This is a genomic window from Rhodanobacter sp. BL-MT-08 (genome assembly GCF_054161255.1).
In genome coordinates this window covers 3,550,108-3,568,078 of sequence record NZ_CP167872.1, presented here as the reverse complement: position 1 = coordinate 3,568,078, position 17,971 = coordinate 3,550,108, and the positions used below count along the sequence as shown (strand labels likewise).

General features: G+C 64.0%; 12 protein-coding genes. 6 read left to right on the top strand and 6 right to left on the bottom strand.

The annotated features are described in order from the left end of the window. Window positions 1-68: 68 nt before the first annotated feature. The 3 genes from ACDK93_RS15920 to pgmB form a co-directional block, all read right to left on the bottom strand. Window positions 69-1,322, bottom strand: coding sequence for an MFS transporter (locus ACDK93_RS15920; RefSeq protein WP_458072497.1), 1,254 nt, complete (start codon window positions 1,320-1,322; stop codon window positions 69-71). A gap of 147 nt (window positions 1,323-1,469) precedes the next feature. Continuing rightward, entirely contained in the window at window positions 1,470-4,034 is a 2,565-nt protein-coding gene (locus tag ACDK93_RS15915; protein WP_458069913.1) for a TonB-dependent receptor, read from the bottom strand. A gap of 70 nt (window positions 4,035-4,104) precedes the next feature. Next, the gene (gene pgmB, locus ACDK93_RS15910; protein ID WP_458069911.1) at window positions 4,105-7,137 is read right to left on the bottom strand and encodes a beta-phosphoglucomutase; all 3,033 of its coding nucleotides are present in this window, start codon (window positions 7,135-7,137) and stop codon (window positions 4,105-4,107) included. A gap of 413 nt (window positions 7,138-7,550) precedes the next feature. Here pgmB and ACDK93_RS15905 point away from each other — a divergent pair, with 413 nt between their 5' ends. Continuing rightward, window positions 7,551-8,510 carry a LacI family DNA-binding transcriptional regulator gene (locus tag ACDK93_RS15905; protein WP_458072495.1) on the top strand — a complete coding sequence of 320 codons (960 nt, stop codon included), beginning with the start codon at window positions 7,551-7,553 and terminating at the stop codon, window positions 8,508-8,510. A 55-nt stretch (window positions 8,511-8,565) separates the two neighbouring features. Here the strand turns inward: ACDK93_RS15905 and ACDK93_RS15900 are convergent, their stop codons facing one another. Then, window positions 8,566-10,158, bottom strand: a complete 1,593-nt coding sequence (locus ACDK93_RS15900) for a sensor histidine kinase (protein ID WP_458069910.1) — start codon at window positions 10,156-10,158, stop codon at window positions 8,566-8,568. A gap of 239 nt (window positions 10,159-10,397) precedes the next feature. Between ACDK93_RS15900 and sucC the strand changes: the two genes are divergently transcribed. After that, on the top strand, window positions 10,398-11,642 hold the full coding sequence (sucC, locus tag ACDK93_RS15895) for an ADP-forming succinate--CoA ligase subunit beta (RefSeq protein WP_458069908.1): 1,245 nt from the start codon (window positions 10,398-10,400) through the stop codon (window positions 11,640-11,642). Between the two features lie 15 nt (window positions 11,643-11,657). Next, the gene (gene sucD / locus ACDK93_RS15890; RefSeq protein WP_179477745.1) at window positions 11,658-12,533 is read left to right on the top strand and encodes a succinate--CoA ligase subunit alpha; all 876 of its coding nucleotides are present in this window, start codon (window positions 11,658-11,660) and stop codon (window positions 12,531-12,533) included. Between the two features lie 99 nt (window positions 12,534-12,632). On the opposite strand, the gene ACDK93_RS15885 is transcribed toward sucD, so the two are convergent. Continuing rightward, the gene (locus ACDK93_RS15885; protein ID WP_458069906.1) at window positions 12,633-13,553 is read right to left on the bottom strand and encodes a LysR family transcriptional regulator ArgP; all 921 of its coding nucleotides are present in this window, start codon (window positions 13,551-13,553) and stop codon (window positions 12,633-12,635) included. 127 nt (window positions 13,554-13,680) lie between these two features. Between ACDK93_RS15885 and ACDK93_RS15880 the strand changes: the two genes are divergently transcribed. Together ACDK93_RS15880 and ACDK93_RS15875 are read left to right on the top strand one after the other, a co-directional pair. Next, the gene (locus ACDK93_RS15880; protein ID WP_458069904.1) at window positions 13,681-14,298 is read left to right on the top strand and encodes a LysE/ArgO family amino acid transporter; all 618 of its coding nucleotides are present in this window, start codon (window positions 13,681-13,683) and stop codon (window positions 14,296-14,298) included. Between the two features lie 71 nt (window positions 14,299-14,369). Continuing rightward, the gene (locus ACDK93_RS15875) at window positions 14,370-15,992 is read left to right on the top strand and encodes an NAD+ synthase (protein ID WP_458069902.1); all 1,623 of its coding nucleotides are present in this window, start codon (window positions 14,370-14,372) and stop codon (window positions 15,990-15,992) included. A gap of 77 nt (window positions 15,993-16,069) precedes the next feature. Here the strand turns inward: ACDK93_RS15875 and ACDK93_RS15870 are convergent, their stop codons facing one another. Continuing rightward, window positions 16,070-16,903 (bottom strand): outer membrane protein assembly factor BamD, encoded by an 834-nt coding sequence (locus tag ACDK93_RS15870; protein ID WP_458069901.1) that lies wholly within the window; start codon window positions 16,901-16,903, stop codon window positions 16,070-16,072. 92 nt (window positions 16,904-16,995) lie between these two features. Between ACDK93_RS15870 and rluD the strand changes: the two genes are divergently transcribed. Continuing rightward, window positions 16,996-17,970 (top strand): 23S rRNA pseudouridine(1911/1915/1917) synthase RluD, encoded by a 975-nt coding sequence (gene rluD / locus ACDK93_RS15865; protein WP_458069899.1) that lies wholly within the window; start codon window positions 16,996-16,998, stop codon window positions 17,968-17,970. Window position 17,971: the final 1 nt, after the last annotated feature.

The following is a 17,971-nucleotide window of genomic DNA, read 5'->3' as shown; positions in this document are numbered from 1 at the left end:
TATTTCCGTATGTATGTATGGGGCCGCAGTCGCTGGCGCGGCGTTGAGGCGCGCATGCAATCGCACGATTATTTGCCGGCCAGGTTCAGCGTGATCGGCGCGGCACCGCCGGCGCGGTCCGTCTCGCGTTTGAAAAAGAAAAGCGTGATCAGGACCAGACCCATCGGCACCAGCGAAAAATAAAAGGCGTGGATGCCGTCGAAGCTGGCGAAGACCCGCGCCGTGATGTACGAGCCCAGCGTGCCGCCAAGCGCCGAGAAAACCACGATCAGCCCGGTCATGGCCGCATGCATGGGCTTGGGCAATGAGCTCAGCGCTACTGAATTGATCACCGGATAAATCGGCGCCATCAGCAGGCCGAGTAGGGGAATCAGATAGGCCGCGGTCGGCGCGTCGAACCAGCCTACGTCCGCTCGCGCCACCACGCCACGGGCCAGCGGCAGCACGATGATCACGAGCACGCCCATGCCGATCACGCAGACATTGAGCAGCGTGTACCAGCGCACGCGCTTGAGCACGATGCCGGCAACGATGCGCCCAAGCGCGGTCATGCCGGCCAGGATGCTGGCAAACTGGATACTCATGGCATTGGGCAGTTTCAGTATTTCGTTGTTGAAGGTCGGCAGCCATGTGCCAAAGCTCTGCTCGATCAGCACGTAGAGAAAGGCGGATGCCAGAAACACGTACACCAGCGGCCGTACGAACAGCCGGAACATTTCCATCAACGAGTCGGCGAGCGAATTGTTGTGCCCATGCGAGTGCGCCGCGCTCTCGTCCAGGCGGCTGCTGGCCAGCAGCACGATCACCAGGGCGCACAGCGTTGCCAGCACCCAATAAACGTTGAACCACACCGGGTTACCCGGATGCGCGCGGTCGACAAAGCCGCTGAAGATCCAGTTGCCGGCCAGCACGCCGACCATGAACATGCCTTCGATGAAATTGGTCAGCCGCGAATGCGCGGTCCTGTCGGCGGTGAGCAGGCCAATCGACGAATACACGCCGACCTTGGCCAGCGCAAAGGAAATGCCCACGCAGGCGAACAGCAGCCGTGTGGTGAGAAAGGTGGGATAGAGCGGCATCAGCAGACAGGCGCCGCCGACGATGACCAGTGCCAGCATCATCGAGCGCTTGTAGCCGGCCAGCGGAATGAACGAGGCCACCAGGAACGAGGTCAGCGCGATCGACAAATCCTTGTAGCGCTCCAGCGAACTGGCTTCGGGCTTGTCGATGCCGAACGTGGCGATCGACTGCAATATCACCGTGCCTACGCTGTTGAGCAGAATCGCGAAGATCATGTAGATCAACACCAGCGCGGCGATCATGCGGTATCGGTTCACGGCACTCTCTTGGTTCGTTTTCAGCGAAACGGTCATGGCGTGGTCCGACCCGCCTTGGGGTGAGAGTCGGACCACGCTTTTCGCACTAACTCAGCTCTTTTATCGCAGCCGCATCAACGCCGGCCGCTTCGATCAGAAGCTGTATTTCGCCTGAAAGTTGACTTCACGACCTTCCAGCGGACGGGCCAGAATCACGCCGCCAGCTACGCCGGTGCCGAAGATGCGTGAATTGCTCTCGGTCAGGCCCAGCTCGTTGGTGATGTTGGTGCCCTGCAGTCGCAGCTGCCAGTTCTGCTCGACATTGGCGACGATGCCAAAGTCCAGCGTGTTGTAGCTGCCCAGCTGCTGCAGGCCGGAAACATCCTGCGTGTGCGCACCGACGTGGGTGTAGGTCACGAAGGTGGTGACATCGCCCCAGCCGAACGGAATGCGGTAGCTCGGCGTAAACGCGTAATGCACTTTCGGCTGACGCTGCAGCTGCACGCCGTCGATGAACGCGCAACCAGTCTGGCCGGTTACCGTGTTCGTGTACGACAGGCAGGAGTTGTTGTGCGTGTAGTGGCCATCAAGGTAGTTGGCCACCAGCGACAGCTTCAGGTTCTCGACCGGCGTGACCGAGCCGATGAAGTTCACGCCCTTGGAGTCGGAGCCGTACAGCGCCTGTGGGCCGATCGGCGTACCCGAGGCAGTGGTCGGCTGATAGGTCAGGCCGTTGAACTGCTTGTGATAGACGCTGATGTCGGCGTAGAACAGCGGCGACTGGTATTTGAAACCACCTTCGAAGTTCTGGATCTTTTGCAGCGGGGCGGTATTGCCCGTGGTGTTGCCGCGCAGCGCATTGTCGAAGTCGCCGAAATGCACGCCCTTGTTGGCACGCACGTACAGGCTCATGTTGTCGGCCAGCTCGTAGTTGGCGCCGACCGTCCACGAGGTATGGGTCTTGTCGTAAGCCGTGTGCGCGTAAGTTCCGTTGCAGACGGGGACGGTATTGTCATACAGCGTGTAGTTGTTGCCGTCCAGATTTTTTGGGCTCAGGTTACAGACGTTGAGCGTCGACTCCTGATTCTCCAGACGCGCCGACGCGTCGAAGAGCCAGCGATCCAGATGCCAGGAGTCGGACAGGTAAAACGCCTTGTTGTTGGAAACGCCCTGTTCGGTGATGTCGTAATTGCCGTTGAGGTTGCTGAAGCCCTGTGGATCGGTCACGTAATACGTCTTGCCGTTGAGCTGATAGCTCACCGCGATCGGCCGCGCGTTCGGCGTGTTCGTCATCAGCATCTGGTTGCCCAGCGCCCAGGCGTCATCGTCGGTGTAATGCGCCAGGTAGACGCCGGCGGTTAGCGTGTTGCCGTCGAAGATTTCCTTGCTGAGGCGGAAATCGTTGTTCATGTTGCGCAGGTGTTTGTGGATATACCACCAGCCCTGCTGGATCACGCTCTGATTCGCGCTGACCGGGCCGCCGCCACCGGGGCCCGCATAGGTTGCCGTATAGGTCGAGCCGGCCGGCAGCAGCAGGCCGTTCTGGCTGGCCGGCACGTTGTAGAGCTCGTCGTTGAGCGAGGCCGGGTTCGAGCCGGAGAACAGCGCGTTGGTGTTGACGTCGCCTTCGTCGAACAGAAACTTGTCGCTCAGCGTGATGCCGTTGCCCAGGTCATAGTCGAAGTTCGCGCCGAAGAAGTTCATCTTGGCGCCGCGCCCGTTGGCGAGGTTCGCGTTCGAGCCGCCGTTGGGATAGGCGGCGAGGAACACGTGCTGCAGGTACTTGCTGTTGTAGGTGTCGGTCAGCGGATCGAAGCCGGGGTAGGCGCTGAAGTGATCGCTGCCGCTCTGCAGCAGCGGGATCGGCGTGATGAACTGGTTCTTGTCGTCCAGGCTGCGCGCATACAGGGTGAACGAGCCATTGTCCGAATCGTGGGTCAGCGTGCCGGTCAGCTGACCGCCCTTGTCGGCGGCAAACTGTGGATCGCGCACGCCGGAGGAGTCGCGGTAGAAACCGCCCACGCTGCCGTACCAGTTGTCGGCGATCTTGAAGCCGTAAAAGCCGTCCACGCGCTTTAGGTCTTCCGAGCCGTAGGTGACGCCGATGCTGCCGGACGGTACCTCGGTGCCCTGCTTGAGGATGAAGTTTTCCGTCGCGCCGATCTGGCCGTCAGCAAACACGACCGACGGACCGCCCTGCACGATTTCCACCCGCTCGATGGTGTCATCGAGGCGGAAGATGGACGTCTGTTCGAAGAACGACAGCGAGGGCATGCCGTACAGCGGCGAACCCATCAGCTGCACCGTATTGAACGGCGCATCGCCGCCGCCCGGGAAACCGGCGATTTCGATGTTCGCGCCAGTCTGGCCGCCGGTGGATTCGGGCCAGAGTCCCGGCGATATCTTCAGGAGATCGGCCGTGCTTTTCGGGTTGGCCTCCCTGATCTGTTCGGCGTTGGCTGTCGTGATCGTGTAGCTGGCGTCGATCTTCTTGACGCCGGTGGCCGAGCCGGTGACGACAACCTGATCAAGGTTCTTGGTCGTTTTTGCATCGGTGCCGGCGGCGTTTTTCTTGGCCGAAGCCGATGCCGGTGCAGGCGTAGCGTCTTGCGCGGGCGCGCTGGTCTGCGCACTGGCCGCGGCGGACATCAGAATGCCGGCAATGGTCGCCGACAGTACGAGCATGGCCAGTGGCCGGTTGCGCTTGGTGCTTGTCATTTCATCTCTCCCCATCACTTTGGTTTTGATCGCGCCCCGTCGACAGTGAGGGGGCACGCCAGCTTGCTTTTTAGATGTCTGCAAAACGGCCGATGTCGAAGGCAGCGACATCGGGCAACACCACATGCGCCTCGGGCAGCGCGTCTGCGCGTCCGATTCCCACCGCCGCCATCCCCGCGGCATGAATGCTGGCGATGCCAGCCACAGCGTCCTCCACGCCAAGGCATTCGTTCGGTGCCACACCGAGCGCGCTTGCCGCAGCGAGAAAAATTTCCGGATCGGGCTTGGAGCGAGCGATCCGATTGGCATCGACCACGTAGTCGAACAATTCGGCGATGCCCAGGCGCTCCAGCAGCAGCGGCGCGTTCTTGCTCGCCGAAGCCAGCGCCGTTTTCAGGCCTGCAGCTTTTACCGAGGCGATCGCGGCGCGCGCGCCCGGCAGCAGGTTTTCCGGCCCGAAATGTTGAATCTGTTCGCGGTAGTAATCGTTCTTGCGTGCGGCCAGTTCGAGCTTTTCATCCAGGCTGTACTGCCGCGTGGCGCGCTCCAGAATGATGTCGAGCGAGGCGAGCCGGTCAACGCCCTTCAGGCGCTCGCCAACGCTATCGTCAAACGCGATGCCGATCTCATCGGCCAGCTGTTTCCAGGCCGCGTCATGCACCACGGCCGTATCGGCGATGACGCCATCGAGATCGAAGATCACGGCTTTCAGCGGTCGCGGAAACGTGCAGCTCGCGGTTGCTGCATCCACGCAGGCAAGGCGAAGCGACTGCCCGGCATGCAGCTGTTGCCGAACGCCGCCGTGCAGAAACGTGAGGATGCTCCCCTGGGTGAGCGAATAGGACACGCCATCGCGACTCACCTCGACGCGCAGATGCGCCTCGCGCCAGCGCAGACCGAAGCGATAGCTGCTCCATGCCTGTGGCAATTGCGGCGCGAGCGATGGTTCGCCGCCGCGCACGCGAAACCCGCCGAAGCCCCAGACGAGCCCCAGCCAGCTGCCGGCCATCGCCGCCATGTGGATGCCGTGCGCGGCGTTGCCGTGCAGATCGTCGAGATCGACACGCAAGGTGTCGAGAAAATACTGGTACGCCTTGTCGGCATGCCCAACCTCGGCCGCCATCACCGCGAAGGTGGACGCCGACAGCGTCGAGTCATGCATGGTGACGCTTTCGTAATAGTCGAAGTTGCGCCGTTTGGCAGCCGCGTCGATGCCCTCGCCGGCCAGCATCAGCGCCAGTACGGTGTCGGCCTGCTTGCACACCTGATGGCGGTAGATGCTCATGGGGTGCAGGCGCAGCAGCAGCGGCTTGTCGTTTGGTGCATCGGCAATCGCTGCGGGCAGGCGCGGCTTGTCGAGAAAACCGTCGTCCTGCGGAAAGATGTGCAATCGGGCATCCACTGGCAGATACATCGCGTCGGCGGCGCGCTGCCACAGCGCGGTCTCATCGGTAGTCAGCGCGATGCGGCCGGCCAGCGCGGCGTACTCGGTCGGATGCGCTGCCGCCAGCTGCGCGGCAACGGCGGCCGCATCGTGCAGGTGCCGCTGCGCCATGCGGTTGGTGTAGTGGTTGTTGTCGACCAGCGCGGAATACTCGTCCGGACCGGTGACTTCGTGGATACAGAACGCGCCGTCGTGACGGGCGCTGAAATGGCCGATGTCGAGCCAGATGCGCGCGGTTTCGAACAGCATTTCCGCCCCCTGCGCCAGCAGGAAAGCCTCGTCACCGGTGGCATCGAGATACAGGCGTATCGCCCACGCGATGTCGGCATTGATGTGGTACTGCGCCGAGCCGCCGGGAAAGTACGACGAGCATTCGTCGCCGCTGATGGTGCGCCAGGCATAAAGCGCACCGCACGGATGATCCAGCTCGCGCGCATGGAGGCGGGCGCGGTCGAGCGTTTCGTAGCGGTACGTCAGCATGCTGCGCGCCAGCTGCGGCGCCGTGGATACCAGCGCGGGCAGCATGAAGGCTTCGGCGTCCCAGAAATAGTGACCTTCGTAACCTTCGCCGGTGAGACCCTTTGCCGCCGTGCTGCTGTGGCCGTCGCGCCCGCTGGACTGGTACAGGTGGAACAGGTTGAAGCGCAGCGCCTGTTCGATCTGGGCATCGCTCACCGCCAGATCGGCGTCGCGCCAGAACTGTTCCAGCTTGCGGGTCTGACGCGACAGCAGGGCGTCGTAGCCCAGGGTCACATTCTCTTTCAGCGTGCGCTCGATCTCGCCGGTCAGATTCGGGTTCGACTCGTTATCCACCGGCAACGACCAGGCATAGGCGACGTATTTTTCCAGCGTCACGCTCTGGCCCGGCAGCAGCATGCCGGTGAACGTCTGCGACACGCCGTCGGCAGCCGATGACGCGTGCTGAAAGCGCAGGCCGTCGTCCGTTAGCTGATGCTGCTGGCCGCAGGCCACGCGGATGCGGCTGTTCGCCGTTTGCTGACTCACCCAGCTCAGCACATCGCCTGCCTGTGCGTCGATCGTCTGCAGGCCGCCGTGCAGCTGCGCGCCAATGCGTGGATCGTCACCCTGGCGGGCGGCGCCGTGCGCGGTGTTGATGGTCGACTCCAGGGCGATCGGCCCGGTGTAGTCGACCGACTTCACCTGATATCGCATGGCCAACAGGCTGGGCTCGTCCAGTGCCACGATGCGCTGGGCGGTGATTTCCAGCGTCGCGCCGGTGGGTGAACGCCAGCTCAGCTCGCGCCGGTAGCAGCCGCTGCGCAGATCGAGCACGCGTTCGAAGCCCAGCCACTCGCCCTCTCCCAGCCGCACCGGCGCATTGCCCAGCTGCAGGCGAATGCCGGTGGCATCGGCAACCGGCACGCGCGTATCGGTGGTGCGGGCATAGCCGGTAAAGCGCTCGTGGTAGTCGATCGGCGAACGCTCCCACACGGCGGCGAGAAAGCTGCCCTGGCTCGCGCTGGGGTATTCCTCGAGTCCGCCGCGCACGCCGAGCGCGCCGTTGGCCAGCGCGAACAGGCTTTCCTCCTGCGCAAAGTCCGCGGGGTTGCTGCCGCGGCGCACGAGCTGCCACGGATCAACGGAAGATCCGTCGAAATCGGCCAGCTCAGATGGTTTCCCCTGTGTTGCTACTTGCATGCAGACAAGCTCGTGCTGACTTTCGATGAAGGCACTTTTCTACGACCAAGACGCAGGGTCTTTCGTCAAGTGGCGGCGAGCTTGCCAGCAAATGATATCGTTATCAAGATATCGTTATCATTTGCTTAACCGTTGGCACACAAGGGCTAGCGGCAGGGGAATTAGATGCCGCGACAGGCAAGTTCTCATCGCAGGTACCTGCCGTGCAGCGTCCCGATGGACGAACGCATCGCAAGTAGCCAAACTGCAAGGCATTGTTGCGTCGCGCCATCGAATGGGCCAATCGGCGCGGGTAACCCATGAGCTTTCAAAACGGGCGACGATAGGCGATGCCGAGCACAGATCGGGGGGGAGGAGACTTGAGCCGCACGGGCAAGAAGCAGCCGGATCCGCTGGGTTCGATGAGCCTGACCATGGCCGATCTGGCGCAGCTGGCCGGCGTGTCGAAGATCACCGTGTCGCGCGCCCTCAGCGACAGCCCGCTGGTCACCCTGAAAACGCGCGAGCAGATTCAGGCGCTGGCGCGCGAGCATGGCTACAAGCTCAACGTCAGCGCACGCAATCTGCGCCTGCGCCGCAGTCATACGGTGGCGGTGATCGTGGAAATGAAGCCGTCGATCGACCGCACGATGTTCGACCCCTATCCGCTGGTCCTGCTCGGCGGTATTTCGCAGGAGCTCACCGCGGCAGGATACAGCGTGCTGCTGACCACGCGTCAGGGCGCCACGGCGGCAGCGGTGCAGGCCGCCGATGGTCTGATCCTGCTAGGCCAGGGCGTCCATCAGGACGCGGTGCGGCGCTTCGACAAGCTCGGTTTGCCGATGGTGGTGTGGGGCTCGCGTAGCAAGGGCGATACGCAGATCGTGGTCGGTGGCGACAATCGGCTGGGCGGCGCCATCGTGGCCGATCACTTCGTGGCGATGGGCAGGCAGCATCCGGTGTTTATCGGCAACCCCAGTCATCCGGAAATCTTCGAGCGGCTGAACGGGTTCGTCGATGCGCTGGCCCTGCATGGCATCAAGCCGCTGCTGATGCGCCGCGACGAGTTCACGCCCGACTCGGGCATGGACGCGGTGCATTCACTCAACGCTCGCGGCGTCACTTTCGATGCGATTTTTGCCTGCAGCGATCTGCTGGCGATGGGCGCGATACGCGCGACAATGGAGCTGGGTCATTCGGTGCCTGGCGATGTCTCGGTCGTCGGCTATGACGACATGCCGATGGGCGCGAGCTTCATGCCGCCGCTCAGCTCGGTGCGGCAGGACTGGCAGGAAGGCGGCACGCTGCTGGCGCGCAAGGTGCTTGCCCTGATCAACGGGCAGTCGGCCAGCTCGGAGACCTTGCCAGTTACCTTGATTGTGCGTTCGACCTGATCACGCGACCCGATCGGGTCTGACGCACAATCGCGGAGCGCCGCTGTTCAAGCGATTATTTCGCGCCGCTCGCCGGTGTCAGGATCAATCGAAAGCAGCTGCCGCCGCCGGCGACGCGCACGTATTCCAGCGCGGCCTGGTTCGCCTCGCTCATCTGCCGTGCGAGGTAGAGGCCCAGGCCGGTGCCGTACTCGTTGGTGGTGTAGAACGGCTCGAAAATCTGCGCCGCGACCTTGGGCGCGATGCCCGGACCGCGATCGATCACTTCCAGAATCGGCACGCCGTGCTCGCCCTGGCGCGCGACCACCATCACCCGTGCGGGCTCGCCGGGCAGGCGGCCGTAGCGCAGCGCGTTCTGCACCAGATTCCACACCACCTGCTGCAGCTGCTGCGGATCGGCCACCGCCGCTACCGGCGCACCGGTCGTGGCGACCACGCGCAGCGAGTCCGCGCCCAGGTCGTTGCCTTCGCTGTATTCGGCCACGAAATGCTGCGCCCAGTTGCCCAGGTCCAGTGTCTCCGGCCGCGAGCGCTCGCGGCGTGACAGCTGCAGGATGTTTTCGATGATCTCGTTGAGCCGGATGCAGTGGTTGTTGATGATCTCGACCATGCGCTGATCGGTCTGGTCCATGCTCTTGGATTCGGCCAGCAACTGCGCCGAATAGCGTATCGCCGCGAGCGGGTTGCGGATCTCGTGCGCGATCGACGCGGACAGCCGGCCCAGCGAGGTCAGCGTAAGCTCTTCGGCACGGCGCGATAGCAGCGAGGTATCGTCGAGAAAAATCAGCACGTGCGAATCGTCGTTCGGCGCCAGCCGGCTGAAGCGTGGCACCACTTCGGGCACGCCGTCGGCCAGCTGGGTGGCGGTTTCGTCGAGCTTGCCCGAGGTCATCCAGTGATACAGGCGCCGCGACAGCTCGGGCGCCAGCTGGCCCAGATCGCGCTGATCGGCGCCGGGGTTGCCCAGCAGCATCCAGGCCGATTCGTTGATCTGATGAATGCGGTTGGCATCGTCGACCAGCAGCACGCCGGTCTTCATGCGCCGGATGATCAGCTCGTTGACCTGGGCCATATTGGCCAGGTCGCTGCTGCGCTGCTCGGCCAGCGCCTCGGTGGCGCGCAGCTGGCGGCCGAGCACGTGGCAGAGCGTGGTGGCGGCGAAGTAGGCCAGGCAGAAAAGCGCCGATTCGAGCAGGTCGCGATCGCCGGGCCCGCCGTGAGCCGCCTGCAGAAAGGTGTGCCCAAGAATGCCCACTGTGGCCAATGCAGCGAAGAAACTCGACAGTCGCAGCGGCAGGATCAGCGCGCCGGCGCACAGGTTGACCGCCAGCATCATCGAGATGCCGATGCGCGTGTCGTTCATCGCCGAGATGGCCAGCACGGCGGCGGCGATATCCACCACCAGTGCAGCGGATACCGCCAGCGTCACAAAGCCCATGCTGCGGCGGTTGAGCGCCAGCGACAGCAGCGCAAACAGCAGATAAAGCGTGACCACGTAGCCGGCGAAATTGAGCGAGCCGAGCTGCGGCCAACCCAGCCCCATCGGCGTAAAGGCCAGGCCGACGTAGACCAGCGCCTGGATGACACGGAACACGTTGAGAAAGGTCAGCTCGTGGCGGACGGCCTGGTTGCCGGTGTGGCTGGTCATCACGGATGGAGCGCTGGACACGTGCGGGCATGCTCGGCGGTGGTTTGCGCGAGTATAGAGGCGAGATCGCAGCCGCGCGCGCTTGCTGCAGCGGCGGCCGACAGGCGTTTCAAACGGCGGCGCGGAGCGCTCCGGGTGCGCCGGCTCTTTCCATTGCCGCCCGCTTCCGTGAAAATAGGCGGCCGAATAGCGCGGTTTCCCCCCGCTGACGAGTCTGCAGCCCGCATCTCGCCAGCGCGATGCTCCGCCATCCGACCCTCCCGACCCACGCGCGGTTTTGCGTGCGGCCTTTATGTTTCTCCGTTCGCTCGAGGTATCGAATGAATTTCCACGAGTACCAAGCCAAAGAGTTGTTCGCGCAGTACGGTATTGCCGTGCCGCCGGGCAAGGTTGCCAATTCCCCCGACGCCGCTGTCGACGCTGCCAAGCATCTTGGCGGTTCGCAGTGGATGGTCAAGGCGCAGATCCACGCAGGCGGCCGCGGCAAGGCCGGCGGCGTCAAGTTCTGCAAGAGCTTTGACGACGTCCGCGCTGCAGCCAAAGGCATGCTCGGCACCCGCATGGAAACCTACCAGTCCGCCGGCCGCGCGCTGCCCGTGAACCTGGTGCTGGTGACCGATGCGACCAATATCGCCAAGGAACTGTATCTGTCGATCCTGGTCGACCGTGACAGCAAGTCGGTGTCCTTCATCGCCTCCAAGCACGGCGGCGTGGACATCGAGCAGGTCGCCAAGGAAACGCCGGAAGACATCCACACGATCGTGGTCGATTTCGTCGAAGGCCTGCAGCCGTACCAGTGCCGTCAGCTGGGTTTTGCGATGGACCTCAACGGCAAGCAGGTCAACCAGCTGACCAAGATCATGCTGGGCCTTTACAAGCTGTTCAACGAAAAGGATCTGGCCCTGGTCGAGCTCAACCCGCTCGCCGTGCTCGAAGACGGCACGCTGGCCGCGCTCGACGGCAAGGTCGACTCGGACGACAACGCCGAATTCCGTCATCCGGATCTGGGCGCCATGCGCGATCTGACCCAGGAAGACGCGGCCGAAGCGGCCGCCGTGCAGAACAACCTCAACTACGTGACGATGGACGGCTCCATCGGCTGCATGGTCAACGGCGCGGGTCTGGCCATGGCCACGATGGATGTGATCAAGCTGGCGGGCGGCGAGCCGGCCAACTTCCTCGACGTCGGCGGCGGCGCGACCAAGGAGCGCGTGACCGAGGCGTTCAAGCTGATCCTTTCTTCGGACAAGGTCACCGCCATCCTGGTCAACATCTTCGGCGGCATCGTGCGCTGCGACCTGATTGCCGAAGGCATCATCGCCGCGGTGAAGGAAGTGGGCCTGAAGATCCCCGTCATCGTTCGCCTGCAGGGCACGAATGTCGAGAAGGGCCGCGAACTGCTGGCCAATTCCGGACTGGCGATCACGCCGGCCGACGATCTCAACGACGCGGCGCAAAAGGCCGTGGCTGCGGCCAAGGCCTAAGGGAGACATGCAAGCATGAGCGTTCTCGTCAACAAAAACACCAAGGTCATCGTGCAGGGCTTCACCGGCCAGCAGGGCACCTTCCACGCCGAGCAGGCGATCGATTACGGCACCAAGGTCGTCGGTGGCGTGACCCCGGGCAAGGGCGGTTCCGAGCACATTGGTCTGCCGGTCTTCAACTCGGTCGATGAAGCCGTGCTGGAAACCGGTGCCGATGCGTCGGTGATCTTCGTGCCGCCGCCGTTCGCGGCCGACTCGATCCTCGAGGCGATCGACGCCGGCATCAAGGTGATCGTGGCGATCACCGAAGGCATCCCCGTGCTGGACATGCTGCGCGTCAAGAACGTGCTGGCGCAGCATCCGGAAATCGTGCTGATCGGGCCGAACTGCCCCGGCATCATCACCCCGGGCGAATGCAAGATCGGCATCATGCCGGGCCATATCCACAAGCCGGGCAAGGTCGGCATCGTGTCGCGCTCCGGCACGCTGACCTATGAAGCCGTGTTCCAGACCACCAACGAAGGCCTGGGCCAGTCCACCTGCATCGGCATCGGTGGCGATCCGATCAACGGCTTGAACTTCATCGACTGCCTGAAGCTGTTTCAGGACGACCCGCAGACCGAAGGCATCATCATGGTCGGCGAGATCGGCGGCTCGGCCGAGGAAGACGCGGCCGAGTTCATCGGCGAATACGTGACCAAGCCGGTGGTGTCGTTCATCGCCGGTGCGTCCGCTCCGGCCGGCAAGCGCATGGGCCACGCCGGCGCGATCATCTCCGGCGGCAAGGGCACGGCCGCGGCGAAGTTTGCCGCGCTCGAGAAGGCCGGCGTCACCACGGTGAAGTCGCCTGCCGATCTGGGCAAGACGCTCGCCAAGCTGATGTCGAAGTAAGTCGACGCAGAAACAGTCGCCGCTGTTTGGCGACACGAAAGGCCGCGGTCATGCCGCGGCCTTTTTGTGGACAGGGAATGTGCGTTTGCTCGATACGATTCAGTGCCGCTGCTTCGTTGCTCTGGAAAGTTGCAGGCCGCTGGCGGCCGCGCGCAGCAGCGCATCGGTGAGCTGGGCGAGTGCCGGCGAGCGGATCGTCCAGTGCTGCCAGTACATCGGCACGTCGAGCCAGCGTCCGGGCGCCAGCGTTTGCACAGCGCCGCTGGCAAGCGGAGCGCGCAGCATGGCCGCGGGCGCCATCGCCCAGCCGAGACCGAGCGCTGCCGCTTCGATGAATGCGGTTGATGAGGGAATGTAATGGACGGGCGGCGCCAGCTTTGCACGCGTGACGCTGCGCATGAATCGCGTCTGCAGCGCATCGCGACGGTTGAATATCAGCATGGGTGCGTGGCCCAGCCCCGCAGTATTCAGGCCATCGCCGAAATACTTTTCGACAAAGGTCGGCGCGGCGATCGGCAGATAACGCATCACGCCGAGCTTTTTCACCGCGCAGCCTTGCACGGGTCTGGCGTCGGCCGTTATTGCACCCAGCACCGAGCCGTCGCGCAAGAGGTCGGCCGAGTGGTCCTGGTCTTCCGTCCGGATATCGAACAGCATGCCGCGCTGCGTATGCAGTTCGGCCAGCGCCGGCAGCAGCCAGCTGGCCAGCGAGTCGGCGTTCACTGCAATCGCCATGGTCGAAGCCGCGCGGTTCGCCGGATCGGCCGCGGCAAACTCGCCCAGCGTTTCGGCTTCCAACAATTGCATCTGTTGCACGGTGCGCAGCAATCGTTGGCCAGCGGGCGTGCCCCGGCACGGCAGGCGGCGCAGTATCAGCACCTGGCCCAGGCGATCTTCCAGCGCCTTGATCCGCTGCGAGATGGCGGAGGGCGTCAGCGACAGTCGCCGGGCGGCGGCCTCGAAACTGCCTTCGGCAAGTACGGCGGCGAACGCGGTGAGCTGGGGATTCAGTAGGGTCACAACATTACCTTCAATAAGCGCTTAGGCGTTTTCGCCAAATTAAGTAAATCTAATACTGATGAAGAATATTCAGCTTTACTGATGATACGCGTTGCGCCAGATTGCGGTTCGTCCAAGGGAAATCACCATGTCCTCCGCAGCGTATCTTGCCGGTCTCGGCACCGGCGCAAGCCTGATCATCGCCATCGGCGCACAGAATGCGTTCGTGCTGCGGAAGGGGCTGCAGCGACGCCATGTCGGCCTGGTGGTGGCGATCTGCACGCTGTCGGATATGTCGCTCATCCTGCTGGGCGTGGCGGGCATGGGGCTGGTGGTGCAGCACCATATGGGCCTGCTGCAATGGCTGCGCTATATCGGCGCGATCTTCCTGTTCGGCTACGGCTTGCTGGCCGCGTGGCGTGCCTGCCGCGGCACCTCCGGACTTCAGCCGACGGGCGGGGATATCGATGGCGACCGCTGGCGTGTGGCGCTGGCCTGCCTGGGCTTCACCCTGCTCAATCCGCACGTCTATCTCGATACCGTGGTGCTGCTCGGTTCGGTATCGACACGTTATGCAGGTGCCGCGCGCTGGTGGTTTGCCGGCGGTGCGGCAACGGCGAGCGCGGCGTGGTTCACCGCGCTGGGATTCGGCGCGCGTTTGCTGCTGCCGTGGTTTCGCAGCGCGCTGGCCTGGCGACTGCTGGACGCCCTCGTCGCGGCACTGATGCTCCTACTGGGGGCCGCGCTGCTGGGTCTTTTTGGCTGAGAAGCGGCGCCGTGGCGTTGCGGCGCTCGGTTATCATGCGTCTCTGGCATTCGACGTTGGATCTTCTGGGCATGACCACCTTACGCTTCGCGCTGGCGCAATTCGATTTTTCGGTCGGCGCGGTGGCCGCCAATGCGAAACGCATGCGCAGGCTTATCAATGAAGCGCAGGCGCAGGATGCGGCGCTGATCGCGTTTCCCGAGCTGTCGCTGAGCGGTTATCCGCCCGAGGATCTGTTGCTGCGGCCCAGCTTCCTGGCGGCCTGCGAGAGCGAACTGCAATCTCTGGCCGCCGCGACCGCGGGCACCGCGGTGATCGTTGGCCATCCGCACAGCGAGGGCGAGGTATTCAACGCGGCCAGCCTGCTGCGCGAAGGGGCCGTCGAAGTCACCGCGCACAAGCAGGCGCTGCCCAATTACGGCGTATTCGACGACAAGCGCTATTTCCGCCCCGGCCACGAAAGCGTGGTGGTGACCATCGACGGCGTGCGCGTGGGTCTGCTGATCTGCGAAGACGTCTGGATGCCCGAGCCGGCGGCGAAGGCGGCGGCGGCCGGTGCCGAGTTGATTGTCGTGATCAACGCCTCGCCCTGGGATGACGCCAAGCAGTCGACCCGCGAAGCCGTTCTGACGGCGCGAGCGCTGGAAACCGGCTGCGCGATTGCCTACGTCAACGTGATGGGCGGCCAGGACGAGGTGGTCTACGACGGCGCTTCGCTGCTGGTGAACGGCGACGGCCGCATCGCGGCCCGCGCGCCGGCGTTCGCCGAGGCGCTGCTATGGGCGCAGTTCGATGCCCAAACGCGCACCCTGGTCGCTGAAGACTGGCCGCAGGCCACCGATACGTCGCACGAGGCGATTCTCTATGCGGCGCTGGTGCGCGGCATTCGCGACTACATCGACAAGAACGGCTTCGGCGGCGTGCTGCTGGGCCTGTCCGGCGGTATCGATTCGGCGCTGACCCTGGCGCTGGCGGTGGATGCGCTGGGCGCCGATCGCGTGACGGCGGTGATGATGCCGATGCGCTACACCTCGCAGCTGTCGCTGGACGGCGCGCGCGCGCAGGCGCAGCTGCTGGGCGTCGACTATCACGTGATATCGATCGAGCCGACCTATGCGTCGTTCATCGATGCGCTGACGCCAGCGTTCGCCGGCAAGCCGGCGGATACGACGGAAGAAAACCTGCAGTCGCGCACCCGCGGCGTGATGCTGATGGCGCTGTCGAACAAGCACGGCCGCTTGCTGCTGGCCACCGGCAACAAGAGCGAGATGGCGGTCGGCTACGCCACGCTTTACGGCGACATGTGCGGCGCCTACGCGCCACTCAAGGACGTCTACAAGACCGAGGTCTACAAGCTGTCGCGCTGGCGCAACACCCAGCCCGATGGCGCGGGGTTCATCCCCATGGCCGTGATCGAACGCCCGCCATCGGCCGAGCTGCGCGAGGATCAGACCGATCAGGATTCGCTCCCGCCTTACGACGAGCTCGATGCGATTCTCGAGCGATTTATCGAAGGCGAGCAGTCGCAGGCGGACATCGTCGCGGCTGGTTTTAATGCCGACACCGTGCGCCGCGTCGCGCGGCTGGTGCTGGCCAACGAGTTCAAACGGCGTCAGTCCGCGCCCGGTCCGCGCGTGACCATGCGGGCATTTGGCCGCGAGCGGCGTTATCCGATCACATCAGGCTGGCGCTGAGCGCACCAGCGAAACGAAAGCAACAAAAAAGCCGGCGATCGATCGCCGGCTTTTTCACGTCAGGCCCCACGGGGAGCTCAATAGTGGCCGGAGAACGGCACCATCTTGCGCAGCGTCGAGGGCGCATGCGGCCACTTGGGGTCTTTCAGATAGGGGTGGTTCGGATAGTTCAGCGCCAGCACCTGGCGAGTCTGCTCGGCCAGCTCCTTGTGATCGAGCGCCAGATAGCTGCGGGTGAGGATCGCCAGCGCGTCGCCGGTTTCCGGCGCCTGCTGGTAATGCTCGATTACATACTGCGAGCGGTCAGCCGCAGCGATATAGGCTTTGTTGCGCAGATAGAACTCGGCCACGTCGATTTCGAACTGCGCCAGGCTGTTGCGCAGGTAGATCATGCGCTGGCGCGCGTCGGCCGCGTAGGCGCTGTCGGGATAGCGGCGGGTCACCTCGGAAAAATCGTCGAACGCCTGCAGGTTGTAGCCCTGATCACGGCGCGCCTGTCCGGCTTCCCGATAGACATAGCGCTCGATGATGCCGCTGGTGCGATCAAAATTGATCAGGCCGCGCAGGTAGTAGGCATAATCGATGTGCTTGTTGGCCGGATAGGTCTTGATGAACCGGTTGATCGTCGAGTAAGCGTCGTCAGGCTGGTTGTCCTTGTACTGCGCATAGGCCAGATCGATCTGGGACTGTTCGGTGTACGGACCGGACGGGAAACGCGCGATCAGGCGCTGGTAGGCTTTGACCGCCGCCGTATAGTCGGAGTTCTCCATCGAGTCGTGCGCGGTGTTGTAAAGCGCATCCACCGGCATGGTATCGAGCGTGTCGCGCTTATGATGGAACAATGAGCACGCGCTCATCGACACCGCGAAGGCGAGCACGACCAGCACCTTGAAAACACGCAATTGGGACATCGGCAGCTTCATTACACGCATGGGAAAAGAATTCAGATGTTTGATCGAAGAGGCATGATAGCCGAAACCGGCCACAGCCCGTGGGGAAGGCCATGACCACCATACGGCACGAGGCCGGCGTTCCCCTGGCTGCCGCGGGACGCAGGTTCGACCAGGCGCTGGCCGAGATGTTCCCCGATTACTCCCGTTCGCGGCTCAGCGGCTGGATCAAATCCGGCGCGGTGACCCTGGACGGCGTACAGGCGCCGCCCCGGCAACTGCTGCGTGGCGGCGAGCAGGTGCGGCTGCTGGTAGAGCTGGAGGCCGAGGTCACCAGCGAGCCGGAGGCGATTGCGCTGGAGATCGTGTACGAGGACGAGCACCTGCTGGTGCTGAACAAACCGGCCGGCCTGGTGGTGCACCCGGGTGCGGGCAACCCGGCCGGCACTCTGCTGAACGCGCTGCTGCACCACGATCCCCGGCTGGCCGAGCTGCCGCGCGGCGGCATCGTGCACCGGCTGGACAAGGACACCTCCGGCCTGATGGTGGTGGCCAGGACCCTGCCAACCTGCACCGCGCTGGTCGATCTGCTGTCCCGGCACGAAGTGGAGCGCCAGTACGAGGCGGTGGTGCTGGGCACGATGGTGTCCGGCGGCACCGTCGATGCGCCGATCGGCCGACACATGGGCGACCGTTTGCGGCAGTCCGTGCGCGACGAGGAGGATGGCAAGCACGCGGTCACGCATTACCGCCTGCGCGAGCGCTTCCGCGCCCACAGCCTGCTGCAGTGTCAGCTGGAGACCGGCCGCACGCACCAGATCCGCGTGCACATGGCGCATATCAACCACCCGCTGTTGGGGGATCCGCTGTACGGCGGCGGCCTGAAGCTGCCCAAGGGCGCGTCGCCCGAGCTCATTGCCGTACTTCGCGGCTTTCGCCGGCAGGCCCTGCACGCCGAGCGGCTTTCGTTCGTGCATCCGGTCACGGAAGAATCGCTGTCGTTCAGCGCCGAGCGCCCGGCCGATCAACTGATGCTTATCGAGGCACTGCGGGCCGATCACATCGCCCATGGCGCCGACGATTATTGAG